This window comes from Paenibacillus sp. SEL3, from assembly GCF_054602585.1.
The window spans coordinates 1038927-1064345 of sequence record NZ_CM137725.1; the positions used below are offsets into that span (position 1 = coordinate 1038927).

The window sequence follows — 25419 nt, forward strand, 5'->3', positions numbered from 1 at the left end:
CAAGATACATACGGTGTAAGGACAAAATCAGATCGTTTTCCGCTTCACGTAATAAGCAAAAAAATGTTGAAGTCCTACCTTTAATACCGCCATCACGGGAACCGCTAAAATCAAGCCGGTAATTCCCGCAATTTCACCACCCACTAGCAGAGCGAAAATAATGGCTATCGGATGCAGATGCAGCGTTCGTCCTACCACCTGGGGAGAAATGACATTGCTTTCCAACACTTGAATACAAGTGTTAACGACCACGACAAAAAGCACCATTTTTAAGGATATTGTAGAAGCCATGATTACTGCCGGAGCGGCTCCCAAAAAGGGGCCCAAATATGGAACGATGTTAAAAACCGCCACCACTCCTGCCAGCAACAGCGCATAAGGCATGCCAATGAGCATATATCCGAGATAAGCCAGCACGCCAATAATGACGCATACCAGTAATTGTCCCCTGACATAGTTGCCAAGCGCCTGATCAATTTCCTTAAGTACCGTTACAATCGCCTTACGACGAGAACGTGGGAGGTAAGACACAATCGTCCGCTCGAACACATCAAAATCTTTCAAAATATAAAAAATGAGGAACGGTACAATGAATACATTGAACAGCATGTTGATCATCCCGCCGATGTTATCCATAAAGGTAGAAATCCCGGTTGCCATCCGATTCTCTAGTTGGAAAAACCATTGATTCATACCCGTTCGCACCCCTTGGGGCAAAATGCCGCTATCCATATTCGTCATTAATCCCTGTGCATGCATGGTCAGCTCAGGCAGATGCTCATTCAGCTCATCCAGTTGTTCAATAAACATCGGAATCAGGTTCATCAGAATCACAACGAGACTGGCCAAAAATACAGCATAGATGAGCAGCACAGCTACGCTTCGAGGCACCTTGCGACCGCCCAGCATATTGACAACAGGATTAAGTACATAGGAGATGATCATCGCTACCGCAAACGGAGCAATGATTGTTTTCAGAAATTCATACAAATGAAAAAACAAAGGTCGCAGCAGCCAGATAAAATATAGAATGACAAGTCCCAGCAGCGTCCATATTCCGTACCGGAACAGTCTACTTTTCGTTAATTGCTCCATTTCGTGCCCCCTTACCGGACTAGCCTTCTTTAAGTATATGCCTGTACCTCTACTTTAATCCTTCCCGCGAGTCTGGAATGCTCCATCGATTACCATTGTAAAAAAATGATGAAAACGGATAAAAATAATTAACAAAGTCATTCCATCTGACGATATAAGTACAAAGCACTATTTTAGGATTTCATATTTCTGAAACATCGGGGGTCATTACATGAACTTAAAAATCAAGCTTATTCTCCTTTTCACTTGCATTGTTATCGTTGCAGCCGGGCCTTTATCCGTTATTAGCATGACAAGTATCAAAAATCAGGCTAACCGTGACATACAAGAGCTTATGACTAGTAAAGCCACCGAAACCGTCAATCAGCTCGACGGATGGACCAGCGGCAATGCCAAAATTATCGAGACACTGGCTGCAGGTCTGGAATCGAGTGATATTTCATCAGATGCCAAAACCGTATCTCTGAAAGCAGCTTTTGAAAACTATAAAGATCAAAATATTTCCAACATCTACGCAGGCTTTGAAGATGGATCCTACTGGGATGGATCTGGCTGGTTTGAAGCTGGTTATGATCCTCGCGCTCGTCCGTGGTACAAGGATGCCAAAACCAAGGGAGAAATGTATTATTCCTCACCTTACACCGATGCAGGCAGCAATGACTTCACCATTTCTATTGCTAAACCTCTCAAAGATTCCAACGGCTCTATCACCGGGGTAGTCAGCGAGGATATTATGTTAAATGATATGACAAAAATCATTAAAGACATAAACCTGAACGGATTAGGCTACGCATTTCTGATTGACCAGAATGGAGTTGTGGTCGCACACCCAGACAGCAAGCTGGCCGGTAAAAACCTTAAGGATACGCCCGAGTTGGGCTCATCAACTGCGGCCCTGCTGAGCACAGCTTCGGGAAAAACAGACTATACCTATAATGGCAGTGACCGTCAGCTTTATTTTAAAAAGATGCCTAGCACTGGCTGGATTGTAGGATTGTCCATTTCAAAAGATATTGCTTTTCAGGAGTATTACTCCACTCGTAATCAGTTGATTATTACCGTTGCTATCATCTTGGTCGTTGCTATGCTGCTGGCAATCTGGGCGGCAAACAACTTTATCAAGCCAATTCGGAAGCTTCAAGTGAACGTCAAACGTATAGCTGAAGGCGATATGACAGCTCGTGTGGACATTAAGGGTAAAGATGAAATTGCCAGCCTGGGTACAGATTTTAATATCATGTCTGATAATCTCTCTCACCTGTTGCGCAAGGTATCAGATACTGCAGGCGATGTCAGCTCAGCTTCCCATGATATGCATCAGCACGCTAAGGATACTGGAACCATCGCGTCACAAATCTCCAGCGCAGTTCAGGAACTTGCCCAAGGAGCGAGCGACCAAGCTGAGGCTGTATATTCCGGCTCTGAGAAGCTGACTCACATGACAGGCTCCATCGACCAGATTGGCGAAAGTGTCAAACGGACCCAAACTGCCGTATTCGAAACAGATTCTGCCGTGCTTGCAGGGTATGAAACAGCTGAACGTCAAGCGAAACTGGCCGCCGAGTCCAGACAAACGACGACTGCGGCAGGGGAAGCCGTAGATTCACTCACGCTAAAAACTCAGGATATTGAGCGGCTGGCCGGAGCCATCCATGATATCGCCGCACAAACAAACCTGCTGGCCCTTAATGCATCCATCGAAGCAGCACGGGCCGGGGAACACGGACGAGGTTTTGCCGTCGTCGCGGGAGAAGTGAGAAAGCTGGCTGAGCAAGCGGGCAGTTCCAGTGACAGTATCATGAGTAAGCTGGAAGAAATTAAGATTGCAGGAGTACAAAGCGCGGAGGAAATGAAGAGGGCTCTTGCTGTAACTGTAGAACAGGAGCACGCTGCCATTGCAACGAGACAGGCGTTTGAGTCCATTCGTGGCGCTTCTCAGCATATGCTTGCCCAAATTGAGGACGTTACAGCTGCCGCAGATGATCTCCGTGTGAATGCCGGGCATATTTCCGACGTCATTTCCAGCGTTGTCGCTGTTTCTGAGCAAAGTGCAGCATCTACAGAGGAAGTGGCCTCCTCTGTGCAAGAACAAGGTCATGCCATGAATAATATTGCTGACCTTTCTGCCAAACTCGATTCTCATGCAGATCTTCTATTGGAAGAGGTCAAACGCTTTAAATTGTAGAACTTACAATCTTCACAATAACGGTATACAAAAGAGGGTGCCCTCAGCCATTTTGGCCGTACGGGGCACCCTCTTCGTTGTTTTTTATCAAGCGTTATACAACCTACTAAGCCGTATGTAGATCACACCTCTTAGTAAGCAGCCTGTCCACTTTTGGTGTCCAGCTTAGGAAGAAGCGTGAATTTGCGGCAAGTCCTGTTGTGCCATCTCATCTCCAAAGAATAGGTCGTCCAGCGAACTGAGCGTTCCATCCTCTTCCACTTGGTAGACAGACATTTTTTCACCATTCACCTGAAGTTCGATAAAGCATCCCCAGCAATAAAATTGATGGGAGCCAATTTTTCCGATATCTTTGGAATTACAATTCGGACATCTCAATAAACTCACCCTATCCATTAACAGAATATATGGCTTTTTCCAGACGCTGCTCGCTTAATGGGGGAACCATAACAGCATTTTCCCCGATGGACATCTCTTCGGTGCAGGGCAGCCATTTCCGCCCCTCTATAATATCCGATACAAAACCATCGCTGATTTCCAAGCCTATTATGTTATTGCCCATTTCCTGGTCAAAATAAACATCCGAGATGTGCCCGAGCATAAGCCCTTCCTCTGTTAGCACGGATAGATCCTTCAGTTTACAAGGCCCAAGCAAGTACGTATGTTGTATATCATGGGCCTCCATTTTACGCACAGCCTGCTGATTGCGAATCATGATCGCATCCTCACCGTAAGCAACGATGTCATCCCAAGCAACCATTTTTACGTGAGAAGAAAAAAGTCCCTTTCCTTCCAACTCGATCCCTGAGATTCGCCAATCCGCTGTCACCATAAAGTCATGTATTTTACCAATCTGCTTCCCGTCCTCCACATCGAAAACGGCAAGTCCGATCATATCTTGAAGCTTCATATATAGGGTACCTCCTCATTCTGCAATCTGAACGAAGGTGCGGTCCTTTTCCTACATGCCTGTCAGACCTTGCTTCCGTTCATGCAATGAAATGGAAAAACCGCCCCTCCCTTCTTATTAAAATGCGGAGAAATCCCTAGTACCTAGTACGCAGCCGCTTCCATATGGTTTCAATTTTCTTGGCCGTGTATTCCATTTCTTCCGTAGTATTACCCAAACCGAAGCTAAACCGAATCGCTGAATGTAAAACATCTTCAGGAAGATCCATCGCCTGCAATACATGCGATAGCTCTAAAGATCCGGAAGTGCAGGCTGATCCGCTTGCTGCTGCGATTCCTTCCATATCAAGGTTCATCAGCATGGTCTCTGTACCAATGGCCGGAAAGCTAACATTGAGAACATTAGGTAAAGAATGATCAGGGTCACCGTTAATCACAAAATTTTGGCTACCCAGAGTGTCTTCCAACCCTTTAAGCAACGTCTGGCGAAGAACCGTATCGTGCGCCCCACGCTCCTCAATGGAAGCATTAGCAAGAGTTGCGGCTTTAGCCAGCCCCGTAATACCGGCGATATTTTCTGTTCCGGCACGGCGTTTCTTTTCCTGAAGTCCCCCATGCATTAGCGGCTGAAGGCGTGTACCTTGGCGGATATACAATGCCCCAACCCCTTGCGGTCCGTTAATCTTATGACCAGACACACTCAGTAAGTCAATCGGGAGGTTCCGGCAGTCGATGGATATATGACCGAAAGCTTGAACCGCATCTACATGGAATACAACTCCATGTTCTCTCGCAATCTGCCCTACTTCTGAGATCGGCTGAATGACGCCCACCTCATTGTTGGCATACATCATGCTGATCAAAAAAGTATCTGGTCGAATGGCAGCCTCGATATCCGCAGGGTTCACGCGTCCAAACCCGTTGACCGGGACATAAGTTACCTCATACCCCGCTTTTTCCAGCTCATCACAAGCATGAAGCACTGCATGATGTTCAACCGCAGTTGTAATCATATGCCCTGAAGTACGGCCGTCTGCCGTAGCCGTCCCAAACAGGGCCAGATTATCACTTTCTGTTCCTCCGCTCGTAAAAATAATTTCTTCAGGCTTGCAGCCCAAAGAGGCCGCAACGGCATCCCGAGCAGCGCTGACGGTGCGCTTGGCATCGCGGCCAAAGGCATGAACGCTCGAAGCGTTGCCGAATTGGCCAGTCATGATGTCCATCATAGTCTGCGCAACCTCAGGATGCATAGGAGTCGATGCGGCATGATCCAGATAAATTCTGTTCATGTTATCCACCTCAAATGTAGAACATGTAATTATCCAATTCATCATGTTCTTGGTATGTGATCAAGTCCTTAAGTGTAGTAGAATCCAACACTTCAGCGATGCTGTCACGAATTCGCAGCCACAGCTGACGTTTTGCCGGATCGTCTTCTTCCGTGAAATCGACCGGAGAAATCGGACCTTCCAGTACACGAATGATGTCTCCCGCTGTTACTCCTGCCGGTTCATTCGCCAAAATATAACCGCCGTAAGCACCACGGATACTTTTTACCAAACCTGCATTACGCAAAGGCGCAATGAGCTGTTCCAGATAATGCTCTGACAGCTGATTTTTTTCGGCAATACTTTTCAAAGAAGTTGGACCTTCGCCAAACCTGGCTGCAAGTTCCATCATAATGGTCAGGCCGTAACGGCCTTTCGTTGATATTTTCAATTGTGCCACCTCACTTATAGTAACAATTCCGTTAAACACGCGGAATAACTGGTGCTGTAAACCTCTCTATTCCGATCCTAACCCTCAGCTTATGTTAACATATTAGGGCAGGTAAAGGGAAACATTACGGTAACAATCTTAAAAAAAGTTGCTTTCGGGCGATTTGGAACAGCTTTAGCCCGTTTTATGTAGCTTTCTTCCATCGTTCGCCGTGTCGTTTGATCGTCCAAACATCGTATCTTATTATCGTTTATGTTACAATAGGTGGGTTCTACAACTATATTGAAAGAATTGGGTGATGACCATGGCTAAAGCCAATCATGAAACCCGTGTCGTCGTCGGGATGTCCGGTGGCGTCGACTCATCCGTTACTGCGCTGCTGCTGAAGGAGCAGGGCTATGACGTAATCGGCATCTTCATGAAAAACTGGGATGACACGGATGAATTTGGCCGTTGTACGGCTGAGGAGGATGCGGAGGATGTGCGCCGTGTCTGCGAACAGATCGACATTCCTTACTATACCGTCAATTTTGAAAAAGAATACTTCGATAAAGTATTCTCTTATTTTCTTGATGAATATAAAGCTGGACGCACACCCAACCCGGATGTCATGTGTAACCGTGAAATTAAATTCGGCGAGTTTCTAAATAAAGCGCTGGATTTGGGAGCAGATTATGTTGCTACTGGACATTATGCACGGGTTGTGGAAGAAGACGGCCACTTTACTTTGCTGCGAGGCGTGGACAGCAACAAGGATCAAACTTATTTCCTGAATGCGTTAAGCCAAAAGCAGCTATCCCGAACCATGTTCCCTATCGGTCATCTGCCGAAACCAGAAGTGCGTAAAATTGCGGAAGCTGCGGGACTGTATACGGCCAAGAAGAAAGACAGCACAGGCGTATGTTTTATCGGCGAGCGTAATTTCAAGGAGTTTCTGAGTGGATATCTACCTGCAAAAGGTGGAGACATGGTGGATATCGCTACTGGTGAAGTCAAAGGACGCCACGATGGTCTGATGTACTATACACTGGGTCAACGGCAAGGCTTGGGCATTGGCGGCTCGGGTTCAGGCGAACCGTGGTTCGTAGCGGATAAGGATCTGGAGAAGAATATTCTGTATGTGGTACAGGGTGATCGTCACCACAGCCTGTATTCTACCAGCCTGATTGCAACAGATGTGAACTGGATTGAAGGCGCAGATACTCGTCCGACCGGCGAATTCCGTTGCACAGCCAAATTCCGTTATCGCCAACCTGATCAGCAAGTAACTTTACAATGGCTTGCGGATGGGACCGTGCATGTCATATTCGATGTACATCAAAAGGCCATTACGCCTGGACAAGCTGTTGTATTTTACGACGGGGAACGCTGTCTGGGTGGAGGAACCATTGATAAGGTTGAAAAACTTCAGCCTGAAACGGTTTAAATGAAAGCCATTTTGCATGGATATAGCAGGAATTAAAAAAGTCGTCTCTCCAGATTTGGAAGGGGCGACTTTTTTTTATGAAAGTTTATTTTAGTTCATGGCTTGTAAAGAATTCATAATCTGCTCTTTATGATGTCTGTCATGCTGGACAAACATTTCTTGCAAAAAATTTCCCATGGTGTATGAGCTATTAGGAAATTGACGGATAAACATTGATTCTGAAACCATCTTGAGCTTCACAATCATTCGCCTACGCTCTGCAATAGCTTCATTTAACAAATCATGTGGTTTCATATTTCTGCCGAATGCAACGGACGAATCGTTAAACGCTTGTACATCAGGATGTTCTTGGAGCGTAATTTGTTCCTCATTGATAATCTGTATGAGTGTCTTAGTGAAGCTTTTGTCCCACCCCATAATATGACTGATCATATCTTGTATTGACCATGTACCCACTATGGGTTTACGAAGTAGCTCATCTGAGTATGGAGATAAAGCTGTAAGAAATACAGTCCATTTTTCTAAATCTTCAGAAATCTCAGCTATCGTCGCCAATTGAATTCCTCCTTTAAGGTAAGTAACTTTTGATAACATCCTCATTTGGGTATATGATGTAAACAAGATCATACTTCAATTGAAAAGGAGCGTGCCTTTATGTCTGATTCATTAGGAATGCTGACACCAGGTAAAAAAGTTTCTTTGAAAGAATGGGACCCTAAGGATACAAATAATATCAAAAATAAAGAAGAAATCCGACAGGAAACAGATCAATTGAAGGAACGCTTCACGGAATTACAAAGCAAATTATTTACAGAGAAAAAACAATCCGTTTTGTTTATATTTCAGGGCATGGATTGCAGCGGCAAAGATGGCGTCATCAAACAAGTATTTTCTAATCTGAATCCGGCGGGGGTGACAGTCCACAGCTTCAAATCACCTACGGCTGAGGAATTAAGTCATGATTTCTTGTGGCGTGCTCATAGCGTTACCCCAGGACGTGGATATATTGCAGCATTTAACCGTTCTTATTATGAAGATGTGCTAATTACACGTGTTCACGGACAGATATCCGATAAGCAGGCCAAACGGAATATTAAGCATATCAAGCATTTTGAACAGTTGTTGCTGGATAATGGTGTAAAGGTGGTTAAAATCTTTTTACATATTTCAAAGCAATTTCAGTTAGAAAAGCTGATCGACCGAATTGAAAAGCCTCACAAAAACTGGAAACTCGATCCAAGTGATTTGCAGGAACGGAAATTTTGGAAGCAATATACCCAGTATTATGAGGATGTATTAGAGCTAAGCGCAACCAAACAAGCTCCTTGGTATGTCGTTCCTTCAGACAACCGTTGGTATAGGGATTATACTGTGCTGCGGATTGCCGTCCAAACGCTGGAGGAAATGAAGTTGTCTGATCCTGATCCAAGACCTGAACTCGAATCCCTTTTACCTGAATTGTACAAAGAACGAGATAAAAAATAGCTGTATAGGTACAGCACTAAGCTTCCAAAACCGTATCACGGCTGAGAATGCCTTGAGTCGGGATTGGAAGCTTTTTATTGCATTTTTACGTGTTATTTCGAAAATGTATAAAGCTTAACTGACTCTGTACCCGATAGCCGCAGCTACAACTCCTACCACGACAGAGGAAAGTACATACGTAGCCATGCGTCGGTATTCTTTGCGCTCCATCAGTTGAAGAGATTCATAGCCGAATGTGGAAAAGGTGGTGTAGCTGCCACAAAAACCTGTTCCTAACAGCATCCAGAGTGCAGGAGACAACTGGTGTTGCGTAAACTCACCATAGAGCCAGCCTAGCAGCAATGAACCGCTGACGTTAATGATCCACGTCCCCCACGGGAATACGGTACCCAACCTCTTGCCGGCCCACATACCAAGCCCGTATCTCGCCAGTGTACCCATAATCCCGCCTGCCGCCGCCCACCAGATCATAAGCGTTCCTCCTTCGGAGCAGCCTGCGTCATTTTTGTACCTAGACGGATACCTGTCCATGTCAAAAATAGCCCTCCGCCTACGCTTAGCAGGAGGTACAACACAGCCGTCAGCATACGATCGTGAACTGTGAGGCGTACAGCATCCACTGCAAAAGTGGAAAAGGTGGTAAAGCCCCCTGTAAAGCCTGTTCCGATGGCAAGTCGCAATCGCGGCTTGCTCCGCCATGATCGCAAGGTTACCGTAAAGAACCAACCAAGAAACAGGCAGCCGATCCAATTAATTAGCAGCACACCAAGTGGAAAATCCGCACCCGCCGCAGGCAGCAGCGATTGCAGGCCATAACGGGTAGAGGTTCCAAGCGCTCCGCCCGCGGCAACGAATAACATGTCTTTCATTTTTTTATCCCCTTCTTCGCACTTGCACGATCATGGCGTAACGTGACGATATCGTACACACTCTGTATATTAAGTCGCACATATATTAAGACTGTGAATCCCGCCAGCGCTGGTTTTGCCTGATTTTTGACTCATTCCCCTGCTCAGTAGCCTGATAGAAGGTTTGGTCTGCTATCGCATCGGGCAAATATTGCTGCTTCACATAATGATTCGGATAATTATGTGGATATTGGTAGCCTACATGACCGAGCTTTTCCGAGCCTTTGTAGTGTGCGTCACGCAAATGGAGTGGCACCTCAGCCGATTTGATATCGTCCATAGCCAACATGGCCCGTGAAATCGCCGTATATACAGCATTCGATTTGGGGCTTTCCACAGCGAACAAAATAGCCTGTGCAATGTTCAGCTTGGCCTCGGGCCAGCCGTTATTGCGATAGGCTTCAAGCGCACTCACCGCTTGCACCATTGCCTGCGGGTTCGCCAGACCAATGTCCTCGCTGCTTGCCGCGATGAGGCGGCGGATAAAGGTCATCGGGTCCATACCGAGTTTTTCTACGGCGTACAGGAACCAGAACAGCGCGGCATCGCTGGAGCCGCGAATGCTTTTGTGGAAGGCCGACAACACATCATACTGCGTGGATTCATCTGCTTTGACAATCGGGCGGCGAATGGATTCCTCAGCGACTTCCAGTGTCACGTGAATCGTGCCGTCTGCCAGCGGAGGCGTTGTGAGCGCCGCCAGTTCCAGCGCGTTTAAAGCGCGGCGGATATCGCCGTTCGCCATGGAAGCGATGTGAGCCAGTGCAGCTTCATCGACCTGGAGCTGCATGTAGCCAAGCCCTTTGTCCGCATCGCTTAAGGCGCGGCGCATAGCAGCCAGCGAATGTTCCTGCGTTAACGCTTCAAGCTGGAACAACGTAGAACGGCTCATCAAAGCGCCGTTGACGTAGTGAAAGGGATTTTCAGTCGTGGCGCCAATAAACACGATCGTGCCCTTTTCCACCGCGGGTAGCAGTGCATCCTGACGTGAACTGTTAAAACGATGTACCTCATCGAGAAACAGAATGGTTTTTTTGCCATACATCGATTTATTCGTCTGTGCAAGGTCAATGACTTCTCTTACGTCTTTCACAGATGCTTCTACAGCATTCAGACGTACAAAATCGCCTTGCGTGTGTTGCGAGATGATATGTGCCAGCGTTGTTTTGCCGCATCCCGGTGGTCCGTACAACAAAATTGAAGAAACCTGATCTGCCTCTATGGCTCTTCGCAGCAGCTTACCTGGACCCACAACATGCTCCTGTCCAATATATTCATCCAGTGAAGTCGGACGCAAGCGATCCGCAAGCAACCGATTGCTTGGCGTTGACTCTTGGGAATATGAAAATAAGTCCATTTCTTTCACTTCCTTATGATTTATGAACGAACACTTTTTTTTATCTTTAAAAACATACTATATTAGGTTCGCTCATACGGTTGAAAAATATGAAAATTCAAGTCATCTATAATTCTGATACGGTGTAAACCGACTCTTATTCTACCATATCCGTTAACAAGTTGCAGATAGCATGGTCATGGCACAGCTGTAGGTCTTCAAGTCAGTCGCCCATAAAAAAGAAAGAACAGCCTTAGACGAAAGATGATTTCGTGGCTGTTCTTCGACTGGCATGATTTCATAATTTCCATCACTAAGATAAACAGTAAACAAAAAGGAATACAACAACTCAGGCGGTACTTTACAACGCTTTTTCTGTTTACTTCGTCTGTGCCTGTACGTAACTAGGAAGTGAGCCATCATGCAATAGCCACAACTCATGCAGCGCACGGGTACATCCTACATACAGCAGCTTGGCATCCCATGCCCGTTCTCCATAATGCTCATGGTCGGCATCCGCCACAATAACTGCATCGAACTCCAGACCTTTGGATAGGTACACAGGCAGTACCGACAAACCGCCCTCATATTGCTTTTTACCACCGTCAATCAAATTCACATCCATCCCCGCACTTGTGAAAACCTCATGCAGTTCCACAGCCTCTTTTAAGGTACGTGTCAGCACAGAAACAGTACGATACTCCCTGGAGGACAGCTCTTTTAGAGCGGTGAGCAAACTCTGCTCACGCACCGATGAGTCGTAAGATATAGTGCGCACCGGATCGCCACTACGAAATACTGGAACTGCCGTAATACCGCCGCGAACTCCCTGCTCCAAAATCGTGTTTGCAAATTCTATAATTTCCAAGGTTGATCTATAGCTCCGCGTAAGCGCAAAATACCCGGTATGTTCCGGTGCAAAAAGAGAACTCATTTCCTCCCATGCATGTACGCCACGGTATTCATGAATGCCCTGCGATAAATCGCCCAGTATAGTAAAGGAATGTCCTTTGACGAACAAATCCAGCAATGCGATATGAAAAGGTGAAAAATCCTGCGCTTCATCAATGACCACATGGTCAAAACGTTGAGATGATTCTACCTCATGAATCAGCACGTGGAGATACACTAACGCAGTCAGATCTTCTTCACGGATAATCTGTTTTCGCAGATCCGACTGTGTAGCCTTAAAAATAGCAGTCGGCAGAGAAGCCTTCATCTCTGCAGCCGTATCTGCGGGTAACCCTTTAGCTGCTTGAAAAAGCTGCTTGTAGAGCGTCAGTGCGTCGTATTGTGGCCATTTTTTAGCATATGCCTTTTCCCGTGCCCCTGCCTTTTTTTTGCGTTCCTTGAGTGCTGCCGCCGAAGGCGACTTTTTCAGCTCCATTTCAATCCAGCGGTGCACTCTTGCCAGCACACGCTCCTTCCGCTTCGCGAGCGGATAAGGCTTATACTCCTCATTAAACCAATTCAAAATCTCAGCTCGCGGCAGCATCGCTCCATCCCATGGTGAAAAATCCTCCTCGGGAACGGAAATGGGCTCCAGTCGTTCAACAAAAGCTTGAAGTAACTCCATAAAGTGAACTGAACCCTTGAATCTTCCCGGCGCCTCATCCATGGATTCCTCTCTCAGACTGCCACTCTCAAACCAATAAGATAATGTTTCGGCAGGATCAGCCAAAGGTAAATCCAAACCCAACAAGTCCAGCGCCCAGTCTGCAAATGTACTTTGCTGAATATCTCCGACCCCCAGCTCAGGAAGTACATCTGAAATATAGTCGAGAAACATATGGTTTGGTGCGAAAATGACCATTTTGTCCGCTGATACCTGATCCTTGTATTGATACAGTAAAAATGCGAGACGATGCAGCGCTACCGTCGTCTTGCCACTACCCGCTACCCCCTGAATAACGAGGGCAGTATTTTTAGCCGCGCGGATGATCTGATCCTGCTCCGCCTGAATGGTAGATACGATATCCCGTAAACGGTTATCCTTGTTTTCACCTAAACGATAAACGAGAAACTCATCGGAAACGGCCGGCTCGTCGCTTTCACGATTATACGTATCGGCTACCCGTTCCAGAATTCTTTTCCGAATGACAACGTTGCGCTTCAGATAGACCAAACCCTCAATAGTTCCCTCAGGAGCTTCATAGGACGCGGTTTCTTCACCACCTGTAAATGAATAAAATAAGCTGGCAATCGGTGCACGCCAATCAATCACCAGCGGATACGCTGACGTTTCTTCACGCTCTACTCCAATTTTACCGATATAAAGCGGCTTCCGCTGCCCTCTGCCACGCTCGTCAAAATCCATACGCCCAAAATAAGGCTCCTGCGAGCTTTTAGCCAAAGCCTGGCGTTTTTCCTCCCGTGCAGATTCCAGCACTTGCTCTGTAAAATCATGCCCAGTGTATACTGGCGTATTGCGAAGCCGTTCCAATCTCCGATCAATTTCCTCCATAGCAAGCGACAGCCTGTGCTGTTCTTCTTGATAGGCACTTTGAAACTCATTCTCCATTTCAGTTACCTCCTAAGAATATCAAGTCTCGATTTCTGCATCATCCACTTGCTCCGACACAAAAAAAGGAAAGTAAGCGTAACACATTTAACCATAAAAATCCAACCTTATTTCTAATCCCCCTATTTCCCTACTCTTTCACAAAAGTATGGAGCTTTTCGGCACCAGCGAAGCGGCCTCTAATACTCCATACTTCTCTCCCCCATCTCCACAAACTGCTTTTGAGCCAGCTCACGGTACACCTGATGGGACTCTAATAACTCTGTATGAGTTCCTGCACCGGTCACCTTGCCCTTGTCCAACACGATAATCTGGTCGGAGTGAACCACCGTAGACAAACGATGAGCAATGACAATCGTCGTGCGTCCTTCCATCAAGTTCGCTAGGGCCTTCTGTACCTCATGCTCAGATGAGCTATCCAGACTAGATGTAGCCTCATCCAGCATGAGGATGTCAGGGCTACGAAGAAGCGCACGCGCAATAGCGATCCGTTGACGCTGGCCTCCGGACAGCTTCATTCCCCGTTCTCCCACCTCAGTGTTGTAGCCTTGAGGTAGATCCATAATAAATGTATCCGCATACGCCATCGTAGCTGCTCGTCTCACTTCTTCCAAGTCAGCTTCGCGCCCCAAGCCATATGTAATGTTATCTCTGACCGTTCCGGTCATCATTGAGCTTTCCTGCGATACATAACCAATTTTGGAGCGCCAAGAGGAAAGTGTATATGACGATATCGGTTCGTCTCCATAACGAATTTCCCCTGTATCTGGCACATAAAAGCGCTCTAGCAATGAAAATAAGGTGGATTTCCCACTCCCGCTCGGACCCACGAATGCTGTCGTCCGGTTAGCCGGAATGACCAAGTTTGCATTATGAAGAACCTCTTCACCTTCGGTATAGGAAAAGACAACATCACGAAGTATAATATCTCTGCTCTCTTTTGCCGCTTCCTGCTTCAACTCGAGCGGTTCCTCTTCATGATCTAAAATCGTCTGAATCCGTTCAGTAGCCCCAACCACCTTTTGCAGACGTGAATACAGAGTCGTGAATTGTGCCATCGGTGTGATCACCTGAAATAGCAGCAAAATAAATGCCACCAAATCCCCCGCGGTCAGCACACCCGATGCAACGCGAACACCACCAACCCCCAATATAATGACCAGTACTGCAGTCAACAAGAAGGTAGAAATTGGACCTACAAGGGCCAGGATACGTGACTCTTGCAAACCGAAGCGGAACATCCGGTAAATACGATCCTCACCAGCCTGAGCCTCTCTGCTTTCGGTTCCGTAGGCCTTCACCAGTCTGATTTCGCCGATAACCTGACTTAACACTGAGGTCAGATCTGCCATCTCATCCTGCTGTTTTTTGGAGATGCGGTACATTTTTCTGCCTACCGGAAATAAAATTAGAGCTGTTAGCGGAACAATAGCCATAATAATGAGCGTCATCACCCAATCCAGATAAAATAACAATGCAATACCACCAATAATTGCAATCACATTAGAAATCAAATTGACTAGATACTCCGTAATTAAGTTCATAATCAGGCTTGTATCATTAGTGACGCGACTCATCGTATCTCCTGACCGATTTCTATCAAAGTAAGGTATAGGTAGAGATAAGATTTTATGCCATAAGCGTTTGCGCAAATTAGCCACAATCTTATGCCCAGCATAGTTCAACATATAGATAGAAACTGCCGAAGCCACCGCTTGAATCACAAAAGCGCCAAGCAGACCAACAATGACCATACGGTTTAGTGAAGAAAAGGTCAAGCCATCAATCAACCCTTTAGTCATCATGGGTACGATTAAACCAGCCATGGTCTGAATCAGGGTCAGAATCAGGGCGATGATCAGAATGGCTTTGGGCGGATGCGCACTCGCAATCAATTTGATAAACCGCCCCATGCCAGCCTTATCCGGTCTTTTACCCGGCTTTTCCTTCATCCGGTCCTCCTGCTCTTCTTGGTGTATATGATGTTCTTTTTCCATATACCATCAACCTCGCTTCCTGTCTGACCATTCTTGTTCAAACAACAACACCCGCGCTCTGCGCGGGTATGAACAGTACAATCTATCTTCGAGTTTACTACACCAGAGAATGAAGCACAAAATTTGCCACAAACAGTACAGATATGATATATAATGCGATAGGTACTTCCTTGCCCCGTCCTGCTGCCAGCTTGGCTACGGGGTATGCAATAAAACCAAATGCCATTCCGTCTACGATACTATAAGTAAAGGGCATCATCACCATGATCAGAAATGCAGGAAACGCTTCAGTAAAATCACTGAAATCCATCTCTCGCACATTTTGCACCATTAGCCCCCCAATGATGATCAACACGGGTGCAATGGCACTATCAGGAATATAAGCCAACAGTGGAATAAAGAAAAACGTCGCCCCGAATAAAATAGCAGTTACCAGCGGTGTCATTCCCGAGCGTCCCCCTGCTGCAATACCAGCCGTCGATTCCGCAGCGGCTACCGCCGGACTGCTGCCCAAAATACCGGCAAAGATATTGGTTACAGCCAACACACGCAAGCTGTTTTTAAATAAATCCGGTCTACCAATCATGTTGGTTTGTGCAGTAATCATACCAATATTCTCGAATAGCACAATGAGTAGGAGCAAAAAGACAGCGATCCAGAAAGCTACCGAGACAATGCCTGAAAAGGAAAGCTCTCCAAACAATTGCCCATACTGTCGCACCGTTTCAGAGGTTCGTACCGTGCTTGTAGGCTCTACAGCTCCCAGTATATAAGCAAGCCCAGTTCCCGCCAAAATACTAATTAGTAAACCTCCCTGAACGTTACGCACAAACAATACAATAGCGAGCAGCAACGTTACACAAGCCGTAATTACCTTGGGATCATTAAAATGGCCAATAGCCACAAAAGTCGTCTGATGAGCAATCACGATGCCGCTTTTTTGCAATCCGATAAAGGTTAAAAACAAACCAATGCCTACCGTAATTCCGTGCTGCAAATTATGGGGAATCGCTTGGCTAATCAGCTTGTACAATGATGTAAAGGCCACAATGGCGAATATCACCCCTGTGACGGCAACTACCATCAACGCTTCCTGCCAGCTCAGCTTCATGGAATGTACCAGCGTATAAGTGAAAAAGGCATTAATTCCCATCCCTGGTACAACGACCATTGGAGATTTCCCACCAAAAGCCATCAGTAGACAGCCGATCATCGATGTCAGCAGTGTCCCGAGCATCGCCCCTTGGAGGGGAATCCCGGCATCTGACAAAATAGTCGCATTAACCATAACAATGTATACCACGGAAAAATAAGAAATGGCCCCAGCGGCTAATTCCTTTTTCCAATGATGCTCGGGCTTGTAACCGAGACTTCTGGACCATAGTCCATCCTTCATACCAAAACCCTCCAGCAAGTTGTTCAATCTGTTTACAGTAAGCTGCACTTTTTCAAAACAAAAAAGAGCTGTAGCAACTGTGACACAAAGGATGTGATGCACAGAACTACAGGTCTTAAAGTGAATACATACTGCTGTAAATCTACGAATGCACTGCCATGCTATTTTTACAACTTACACACCAGCGTGTTCTAATAAATCCTTCACGGCTACACTAACCATGATCAGTCCTGCTACCGGAGGTACAAATGCATTGCTTGCAGGCGGCTGCTTCGCTTTCCGGATTTCAGGTGCGTTGGCAGGTACAATTTTTTTTGTAATTTCTTCACGTGGCTTCTTTGGTTCCTCATCGGAGAATACAACCTTGACGCCTTTGGTAATGCCTTCCTTACGCAACTTGGTGCGGATGACACGGGCAATCGGGTCCATTCTGGTTTGGGAAATATCCGCTACTTGAAAACGACTTGGATCCATTTTATTCGCAGCGCCCATACTGGAGATCAGCGGAATCCCCCGTTTCAGGCATTCCTTAATCAAATGAATTTTGTAAATAATCGTATCTGAAGCATCCAGCACATAATCCAGTTCGTACTTAAATAACTCCTCATACGTTTCTTCCGTATAAAACATGTTCAGTGCAATCGCTTCACATTCAGGATTAATCAGCTTCACACGCTCTACCATCAGATCCGCCTTTTTTTGACCTACCGTCGTTGTCAACGCATGTATTTGGCGATTAATATTGGTGATATCTACAACATCTTTATCAATCAAAATGATACGTCCAACACCTGTGCGCGCCAGTGCTTCCACTGCAATCGAACCGACACCGCCGATACCCAGCACGGCCACCGTGCTATTTTTCATAACCTCAAGACCTTCAGTTCCGATAGCCAGTTCCGTTCGTGAAAATTGATGCAACAATATGGTATATCCTCCCTCACTGATTTAAACTCTATACTTGAACTCCAGCATACAAACCACGAACCCATTATCCATAAAAGGGTAACGGGTTCACGGCATTCTATAATCTATCCACAAGCCACTCGGTGCACTTGCAAAGACAAACGTTCATCTTAAGCTTTAGGAGTAACAGGTTTCGGGGCAAGACGGATGTGAAGCTGTTCCAATTGAGCTTGATCCACTTCGCTTGGTGCATCCATAAGCAGGTCTGTCGCGCTAGCTGTTTTCGGGAATGCAATGGTTTCACGCAGGTTTGTACGACCTGCAAGCAGCATCACAAGACGGTCAAAACCGAAGGCAATACCACCATGTGGAGGCGTACCATATTCAAATGCATCCAGCAGGTAACCGAATTTATCCTTCACTTCCTCAGGCGGCAGGTTGAGCGCTTTGAACATTTTCTCCTGAACTTCACGCTTGAAAATACGCATCGAGCCACCACCCACTTCGTAGCCGTTCAGCACGATATCGTAAGCCTGAGCACGAACTTGACCTGGATCTGTGTCCAAGAGGGCCAGGTCTTCTTCCTTCGGACGAGTGAACGGATGGTGCTCCGCTACATAACGTTTTTGTTCTTCATCATAGCCCAGAAGCGGGAAGTCTACGACCCAGGCAAATTTGAATTTGTTATCGTCGATGAGGCCCAAATGACGGCCAATTTTCAGACGAAGCGCGCCCAATACATCAGCAACTACTTTTTTATTATCCGCAGAGAACAGCAACAGGTCACCTTCTTCGGCTCCCGTACGCTCTTTCAAGGCTTCGATTTCTTCCGGTGTGAAGAATTTAACGATAGGCCCCTTGAATTCGCCTTCTTTCACTTGGATCCAAGCCAAGCCCTTTGCTCCATAACGTGCTGCAAAAGGACCCAGGTCATCAATGTCCTTACGGCTCCACGTGCCACATCCTTTGGCATTGAGAACTTTAACTTCCCCGCCCTTTTCAATTACGGAAGCAAATACTTTCACACCACTGGTTGCCACGATATCATTGACATTAATCAACTCCAGACCAAAACGTAGGTCAGGCTTGTCTGAACCGTATTTATCCATCGCTTCTGCATGTGTAATTCGTTGGAACGGTGTTTCCAGTTCTACTCCAACGGTTTCTTTGAACAATTTCACCATAAGACGCTCCATCATAGGCAGCAAATCATCCTGTTGCATGAAGGAGGTCTCAATGTCGACCTGCGTAAATTCAGGCTGACGGTCAGCACGCAAATCTTCATCACGGAAACAACGTGCAATTTGGTAGTAGCGCTCCACGCCACCAACCATCAGCAATTGCTTGTACAGTTGTGGAGATTGCGGCAAGGCGAAAAACTCACCTTCATGTACCCGGCTAGGCACCAGATAATCACGGGCGCCTTCTGGGGAACTTTTTGTCAAAATCGGTGTTTCCACCTCAATGAAATCCTCACCGTCCAGGAAATCACGGAATACTTTTGCTGCTTTGGAACGCAGCTTCAAGGTCTGATGCATTTCCGGACGACGCAAGTCCAGATAACGGTATTTCAAACGCAGTGACTCGTCTACTTCCACGCCATCTTCAATGAAGAACGGAGGTGTTTTGGATGCATTCAATACTTCGATTTCAGTGACACGCACTTCAATTTCACCTGTAGGCAGGTTCGGGTTAATCGTTTCTGCATCCCGTTTGACAATGGTACCAGTAACCTCAAGCACATACTCACTACGAACACGGTCCGCAATTTGCAGTGCGTCACCGGAATATGCCGGATTAAATACGATTTGTACAATTCCGCTACGGTCACGCAGGTCTATAAAAAGTACGCCCCCCAAATCACGACGGGTTTGTACCCAACCGTTCAATGTAACTGTTTCTCCGATATGCGCATGAGTCAATGCGCCGCATTGATGACTCCTTTTCATAATACACACTCCTGTTTATGTTTAGTAGTTAATGCTATATGACAGCCAGAGGGAGACTCCCCCTGACTGATGTTACACATCTTCTTTATCCTAGTTCTTCCACCAGCTGATCCAGCTTAACAGTGCGCTGCTCGCCCGTTTCCATGTTTTTCAGTGCAATTTCACCTTGAACCAGCTCATCTTCACCCAGAATCGCAGTATACCTTGCTTTAAAGCGATCGGCTGATTTCATCTGCGCCTTCATTTTACGACCCAGATAATCTCGTTCTGCGGAAAATCCAGCTTGACGCAATTTGAATAGTTGTTTGGTTACTTCCGTTTCTGCCGCCTCACCCAACGCCACCATATAGATATCTAACGGCTTGGATTCGTTCAGTTTGACACCCTGATGCTCCAAGATCAGCTGAATTCGCTCCAGTCCAATGCCAAAACCAATCCCCGGCTGATCCGGTCCGCCCAGATCTCCAACCAATCCGTTGTAGCGGCCGCCTCCACCGATCGTGTCTATGGCGCCAATTCCTTCAGCTTTGAATTCGAACGCTGTCAACGTATAATAATCCAGCCCCCGTACCAAACGCGGGTTAACTGTATATTCCACACCCATGGCATCCAAATTTTGCTTCACTTTCTCAAAATGTGTGCGAGATTCATCGTCCAAGCTATCCAAAATCGAAGGTGCACCTCCAAATTTGTCCTGGTCATCTTTGCTATCCAGCACTCGCAGCGGATTACGCTCAATGCGTGCTTGGCTCTCCTTGGTCAACGTATCCTTAATTGGCATCAAGAAGTCCACCAGATGCTGCCGATAAGCTGCGCGACTGGCTGCATTACCGACGGAGTTAATCTCCACCTGTACTCCTTTCAGACCCAGTTCACGGCAGAATTGATACCCGAAAGCAATAACTTCTGCATCCAGTGCCGGATCGACCGCCCCAAATGCCTCAATTCCAAATTGGTGAAACTGGCGCTGACGCCCAGCCTGTGGACGCTCATAACGGAACATCGGACCGATATAATACAGCTTAGTTACATCCGGCTCCCCGTATAGTTTGTTCTCCACATAGGAGCGGACAACCCCTGCTGTTCCTTCCGGACGCAAAGTCATGCTGCGCTTCCCTTTATCCTCAAAAGTATACATTTCCTTTTCCACTACATCCGTCGTTTCACCCACACCTCGAACGAACAAATTCGTTTGTTCGAACATTGGTGTACGAATCTCTCGATAATTAAAGCGGCGGCTAATCTCACGGGCTTTTTCCTCGACCACTTGCCATTTTTCTACACTGCCCGGCAGCAAATCCTGTGTTCCCGTCGGTTTTTGAAAGGCCATTAACGTATCCCCCCATCGTTGTATTTCATATTGTGCTCTTTCTTCTTGCTCCACTTTCAATATAAAACAAAAAATCCCTCGTCCTGTTAACATTAACAGGGACGAGGGATTGTCGTTTACAAATCACCCGTGGTACCACCCACATTCCGGAGTTTGTCCAGACAACCAGCATAAAATCACTCATTGCCCGTCAGCAATATACTGACTCCGCTCATACGTATAACGCCCGTAACGCGCAGTACGGCTATTATGCAGGACCATCCACTGTCGGCACAATTACAATGTACTTTCAGTAGGGTTTCCTCAATTGTTCGCCGCCTGTTCTCGGGGAGGTCATTCATCCGCTCATCAAGGGAATTTTTACAGCCTGGAAATTCCTCTCTGCGCTTGTGGGTTCGGAGTACTTGGTCCCGTCATCAAATCATTTTTCATTATTTTATGATTTTAATGAACCGCTTCGACAAAGTCAAGACATTCTATAGCTTCTCTGCAACTTTGTATCATTGTCACACATGGACACGAAGAGTTTCCGATGTTCGCCAGGTAGGCAGACACCTCACAAAATACAAAAAAACAGCCTGACTTAAAAAGCCTAAACTGCTTTTAGTGATGTAATGTATCCCTGGTTTTTCCTAACAGTCTGTGTTTGGGAACTATCGCATGCTTTGACGAAGGATGGGAGAATTTACGTATCTTCATATTTCAATTTTATGTTTTCCATTTATTTAATTCAGATTACAACTCGTTTCTTTAATATAATGAAATTGGATTTCAGCGATTGTTTATAGTGGAAGGCCAGTCTCCAAGAGATTTAATGCTTCAGATAATAATTCAGAAAAATTTTCAGTTGGATTTTCCGCATAATGCAACATAACAGATATGTTAACACCTATGACGGCGCCTGCAAAAGTTCGAATCTGCAAGTCTCCAGGATCTCGTCCCACCCGTTTGGAAACCATCTCAGCAATCATATGCATTGTATCAGTCAAATTATTCAAGGTTGCAGCCCGGAGTTCCGGTACTGACATCACGAGTTGGTTACGCTCACGTGTAGTAGACATTTCGTCGCCGGACATGTCAGACATGGTTGCTAACATAGCATTACGCACAGCTTGAAGTGGAGTTAAATGAGCTGGCTGTTCTTCAAATGCAGATATAAGCAGGGGATCATAGTTATCTGTAACAATCACATCCTCCTTGCTCGAAAAATAGCGAAAAAAGGTGCTTGGTGAAATCTCCGCTGCTTCTGCAATCTGTTCCACAGTAGTTTCGTTATATCCCAGTTCGCTGAATAGGCGTAACGCATGCATTTGAATCGATGCAATGGTTTTTGCTTTTTTTCGCTCCCTCAGCCCAAGATTTTGCTGGTGTTCAAGTGACATTTGTTTCACTCCTCAATAGATTGCTCATTCAAGTTTCACTCCTCATCGAGCAATTTGCTTCAGCATATATTTTTGACCACATGCACACTATTGCCCGATTTTGCGTTTACACTCAGTTTATCATGATCCTTTGTACTTCACGATACCCAGGATTGTATTATTCCTGACTGTAAAGCAATACATCAAAACTTGAAACCACTCCAATATCAGCTTTTATAGGCGAATATGCGGCGTACAGAAGCTGATAGGTTGAATCAGGTTGGTTCTATTGAGAAATTCAAAAAATTTATCTCCTCACCTCGTTAGTACAATTCCCTGCCCACCATCAACAATAACCCTGTCGCCGGTTTTCATTCTTGTAGTAGCATTTCCACATCCTACAACAGCTGGAATGCCTAGCTCTCTGGCTACAATTGCAGCATGAGAGAGTGGTGCTCCTATATCTGTTACAATCGCAGCTGCTTTTGGAAAAAGTGGAGTCCAGCCTACATTCGTTGTCGAGGTCACCAGTATTTCACCAGGAAGGAGCTGGTGTCCATCCTCAGGATTCCTCAGTACACGTACAGTCCCCTCAATTCTACCTGCCGCTCCAGCAACTCCTTCAATGATTTCAGAATGGATAGAGCTATCTAATGGTATATATGGATCATAATAATCTACTCTGCGATTGGGATCCTCCATCCATTGTAAAGGTTCAAATCGTCCACGTATAATCGAGGGGAACGCAGGCAGTTGCTTATATTTTAAATAGTTCACTTTTCTGGTCGAGATTCTCTCCTCAATAACACTTCCTCCTGCAAGCCAGCCCAATATCTCATCTACATATAAAAAAAATACATCTTCTCCTATGCCAATCAACTCGCCTGCTTTCAGCGCGAAAGAGCGATTTAATCTGAAGACACGCGTCCATTCCGAACGAACAGCTTCCCTTAAATGCGGTCCTTCAGAAATTTTTGCTATGACACGTTTCAACTTATTTATCTTGTATGGAAAACGCTGCTCCAATCTTCTCCAAACCACTTCATTTTGTTCACGTTGTTTATACAATAAATCGTCAACATTTATTCCAGATTTCTTTGTTTCTTGGATTTGCTTTTCCAGCCAACTCGGTTCTTCTCTTGGATCAGGTATCGATAGCTCAAACTCATGTGGGCCTCGATGCCCATATTCCAATAGATAATCCTCCTGACTCATTTCACCTTTCACGACTGAAGATATACCAACAACAGGTCCCAAGCTGGCCAAACCTGTACTTCCGCTCAGATTAGATAGAAGTACACTAGCATCATCACGTCCAAGCCATTTCTCCAACTTTTCCTTCAATCGAACAAAATTTTGCATCTTGCTACTAGGTCCTTCCAGTGCAATCCACATCGCTTCAATATTTTTAGGCCAAAGCTGCTCACGCCATAATGTAATCAATTCTTCCTTGGACTGGACATTGCCAATTAACTCTTCCGTTTGAGTGCACCAGGCCGCTGTTTCTTTTATGTGCTGTGGTAATAATTTCATCGCTTTTCGGGTCTGTTTAAAAGCATACAGCATCTTGGGGAGCATTATTTTAATAAGCTCTTTCCTAGAAAACGGATATATAGGAATTTGGATTTCATCTGGAATTTCCCCAAAAACATTGCTCATTTTTTTTAATATTGACTTTTTATTCCACCCAAATGCAAAAAAAACGGACAATGGTACACTCACATTGGAGTATACTCTTCCACAGATATTACCAGACATTAAATAATGGCCAGGAATCACATTATGTTCTTCGTCCAAAGCACGAATAATAGACCAGCTTAAGGGAGTAACAACATCTGAAATGGATTCACCTACATTAGTATTCGTCCAAAGAAAATCACCTGATAAAGAATCATTCCATTCAAATGTATCCATATTTCCAGGGCTTAAAGTAGTAACAGGTCGTGCTTGTAAAAAAAAGAGTTGGCTATTGGCAATGGCCCATTCAATATCCTGTGGTTCTCCCATCGCTTTTTCCAGACGGGAAGCATACCAATATAGCTTTTTGATATAAGGAAGTAATTCTTTTGGCCCTTTATATCGACCTGAGGGTTTAAATAAGGAGAAAACACGAGCATTTCCTTTACCAGATACCAGTTGCTCCCCTAACCCGAACACAAAATTTCCAGACATTACTGAACGATTGCCCGTAATAGGGTCTGCTGTAAAAAGAACACCCGAGATTTCAGAAGGAACCATGATTTGGACTACAATCGCCATTTGGTGTGCTTCTTCAAAACCCTTAACTGCACTGTATGCCCGCACCCTCTCACTGTATTGAGAATGGTGAACCACATACAAGGCTTTCAGAACGTCCTCGTTTGTTTGTACTTCTAAGACACTTTCAAACTCTCCTGCAAAAGAAGCTAAGGCTGAATCCTCGCTCAAGGCTGAAGACCTTACTGCAAATGAGACATTAGGGTAATCCTTACGAAGCTTTTCCAAATACCTGATCATTTCTTTCCATGTCTTTTCCTTAAGTTTTTCCCCTTGAAAGGCCTGTGGAAAAACAATAAAACCATTAGGAATCGGATAACCAGCTTGAAGCATCCTAGCAAGCATCCCTCCTTTGCCTCCGGTCCATTTCCGCAGCTCAGGAGTTATCTCTGCAAACCATTCTATTTCATTACCCATTTTGACACTTCCTAACTTTTTCAGTTGTAATATTTCGGTCCCGTAATTGGAAATGGGTATATTTATTGTTTATATTTTTATTATTTCGGGACTTAGTATCTTTTTACACTTTATACAAAAAGACAGTCAGTGTCAAATTAAATAGTCTTTCACTTTTTTTGTATCCTGTATCGTTAGCCTCATAGCAACTTACTGTACAAATAAGTCCTAAAAAAGAAAATAG

At 45.5% G+C, this 25419-nt stretch carries 20 protein-coding genes; 3 read left to right on the forward strand and 17 right to left on the reverse strand.

The genetic code is table 11. From position 1 onward, the window contains the following. Positions 1-27 precede the first annotated feature (27 nt). Positions 28-1095: an AI-2E family transporter gene (locus ACYCS5_RS04905; protein WP_342425141.1), complete on the reverse strand. Its 1068-nt coding sequence runs from the start codon at positions 1093-1095 to the stop codon at positions 28-30. A 211-nt stretch (positions 1096-1306) separates the two neighbouring features. Between ACYCS5_RS04905 and ACYCS5_RS04910 the strand changes: the two genes are divergently transcribed. Next, a complete protein-coding gene (locus ACYCS5_RS04910) occupies positions 1307-3280 on the forward strand; it encodes a methyl-accepting chemotaxis protein (RefSeq protein WP_029515727.1) in 1974 nt (657 codons plus the stop codon). A 165-nt stretch (positions 3281-3445) separates the two neighbouring features. On the opposite strand, the gene ACYCS5_RS04915 is transcribed toward ACYCS5_RS04910, so the two are convergent. The 4 genes from ACYCS5_RS04915 to cymR form a co-directional block, all read right to left on the reverse strand. Continuing rightward, positions 3446-3658 carry a hypothetical protein gene (locus ACYCS5_RS04915; RefSeq protein WP_013311529.1) on the reverse strand — a complete coding sequence of 71 codons (213 nt, stop codon included), beginning with the start codon at positions 3656-3658 and terminating at the stop codon, positions 3446-3448. Between the two features lie 10 nt (positions 3659-3668). Next, positions 3669-4190, reverse strand: coding sequence for a PRC-barrel domain-containing protein (locus ACYCS5_RS04920; protein WP_029515728.1), 522 nt, complete (start codon positions 4188-4190; stop codon positions 3669-3671). A gap of 136 nt (positions 4191-4326) precedes the next feature. Beyond that, positions 4327-5478: a cysteine desulfurase family protein gene (locus ACYCS5_RS04925; RefSeq protein ID WP_029515729.1), complete on the reverse strand. Its 1152-nt coding sequence runs from the start codon at positions 5476-5478 to the stop codon at positions 4327-4329. A 10-nt stretch (positions 5479-5488) separates the two neighbouring features. Next, positions 5489-5908, reverse strand: coding sequence for a cysteine metabolism transcriptional regulator CymR (gene cymR / locus ACYCS5_RS04930; protein ID WP_013311532.1), 420 nt, complete (start codon positions 5906-5908; stop codon positions 5489-5491). 304 nt (positions 5909-6212) lie between these two features. On the opposite strand from cymR, the gene mnmA reads away from it, so the two are divergent. After that, entirely contained in the window at positions 6213-7334 is a 1122-nt protein-coding gene (mnmA, locus tag ACYCS5_RS04935; RefSeq protein ID WP_029515730.1) for a tRNA 2-thiouridine(34) synthase MnmA, read from the forward strand. A 90-nt stretch (positions 7335-7424) separates the two neighbouring features. Here mnmA and ACYCS5_RS04940 read toward each other — a convergent pair whose 3' ends face one another. Further along, positions 7425-7889 (reverse strand): DinB family protein, encoded by a 465-nt coding sequence (locus ACYCS5_RS04940; RefSeq protein WP_069012468.1) that lies wholly within the window; start codon positions 7887-7889, stop codon positions 7425-7427. Positions 7890-7988: 99 nt separating this feature from the next. On the opposite strand from ACYCS5_RS04940, the gene ACYCS5_RS04945 reads away from it, so the two are divergent. Beyond that, positions 7989-8819 (forward strand): PPK2 family polyphosphate kinase, encoded by an 831-nt coding sequence (locus ACYCS5_RS04945; protein ID WP_165149671.1) that lies wholly within the window; start codon positions 7989-7991, stop codon positions 8817-8819. 114 nt (positions 8820-8933) lie between these two features. On the opposite strand, the gene crcB (ACYCS5_RS04950) is transcribed toward ACYCS5_RS04945, so the two are convergent. The 11 genes from crcB (ACYCS5_RS04950) to ACYCS5_RS05000 all read right to left on the reverse strand — a co-directional run bounded on the left by crcB (ACYCS5_RS04950) (position 8934) and on the right by ACYCS5_RS05000 (position 25196). Beyond that, complete coding sequence (gene crcB, locus ACYCS5_RS04950) at positions 8934-9290, reverse strand: fluoride efflux transporter CrcB (RefSeq protein WP_029515732.1); 357 nt, start codon at positions 9288-9290, stop codon at positions 8934-8936. Continuing rightward, positions 9287-9688 (reverse strand): fluoride efflux transporter CrcB, encoded by a 402-nt coding sequence (gene crcB / locus ACYCS5_RS04955; protein WP_459760909.1) that lies wholly within the window; start codon positions 9686-9688, stop codon positions 9287-9289. Before crcB (ACYCS5_RS04955) ends, crcB (ACYCS5_RS04950) begins: the two co-directional genes overlap by 4 nt. 85 nt (positions 9689-9773) lie before the next feature. Further along, positions 9774-11084: a replication-associated recombination protein A gene (locus tag ACYCS5_RS04960; RefSeq protein WP_029515734.1), complete on the reverse strand. Its 1311-nt coding sequence runs from the start codon at positions 11082-11084 to the stop codon at positions 9774-9776. 358 nt (positions 11085-11442) lie between these two features. Then, on the reverse strand, positions 11443-13584 hold the full coding sequence (locus ACYCS5_RS04965) for a HelD family protein (protein WP_318627539.1): 2142 nt from the start codon (positions 13582-13584) through the stop codon (positions 11443-11445). A 179-nt stretch (positions 13585-13763) separates the two neighbouring features. Beyond that, the gene (locus ACYCS5_RS04970) at positions 13764-15581 is read right to left on the reverse strand and encodes an ABC transporter ATP-binding protein (protein ID WP_029515736.1); all 1818 of its coding nucleotides are present in this window, start codon (positions 15579-15581) and stop codon (positions 13764-13766) included. 97 nt (positions 15582-15678) lie between these two features. Then, entirely contained in the window at positions 15679-16977 is a 1299-nt protein-coding gene (locus ACYCS5_RS04975; RefSeq protein WP_029515737.1) for an NCS2 family permease, read from the reverse strand. Between the two features lie 174 nt (positions 16978-17151). Next, positions 17152-17901: a tRNA threonylcarbamoyladenosine dehydratase gene (locus tag ACYCS5_RS04980; protein WP_029515738.1), complete on the reverse strand. Its 750-nt coding sequence runs from the start codon at positions 17899-17901 to the stop codon at positions 17152-17154. A 152-nt stretch (positions 17902-18053) separates the two neighbouring features. After that, positions 18054-19832 (reverse strand): aspartate--tRNA ligase, encoded by a 1779-nt coding sequence (gene aspS, locus ACYCS5_RS04985; RefSeq protein ID WP_029515739.1) that lies wholly within the window; start codon positions 19830-19832, stop codon positions 18054-18056. A gap of 85 nt (positions 19833-19917) precedes the next feature. Continuing rightward, positions 19918-21162: a histidine--tRNA ligase gene (hisS, locus tag ACYCS5_RS04990; protein WP_307347832.1), complete on the reverse strand. Its 1245-nt coding sequence runs from the start codon at positions 21160-21162 to the stop codon at positions 19918-19920. A 782-nt stretch (positions 21163-21944) separates the two neighbouring features. Beyond that, positions 21945-22544: an acyl-CoA-like ligand-binding transcription factor gene (locus ACYCS5_RS04995; protein WP_029514826.1), complete on the reverse strand. Its 600-nt coding sequence runs from the start codon at positions 22542-22544 to the stop codon at positions 21945-21947. Positions 22545-22838: 294 nt separating this feature from the next. Continuing rightward, complete coding sequence (locus tag ACYCS5_RS05000; RefSeq protein ID WP_340886217.1) at positions 22839-25196, reverse strand: PEP/pyruvate-binding domain-containing protein; 2358 nt, start codon at positions 25194-25196, stop codon at positions 22839-22841. Between the last annotated feature and the right edge of the window lie 223 nt (positions 25197-25419).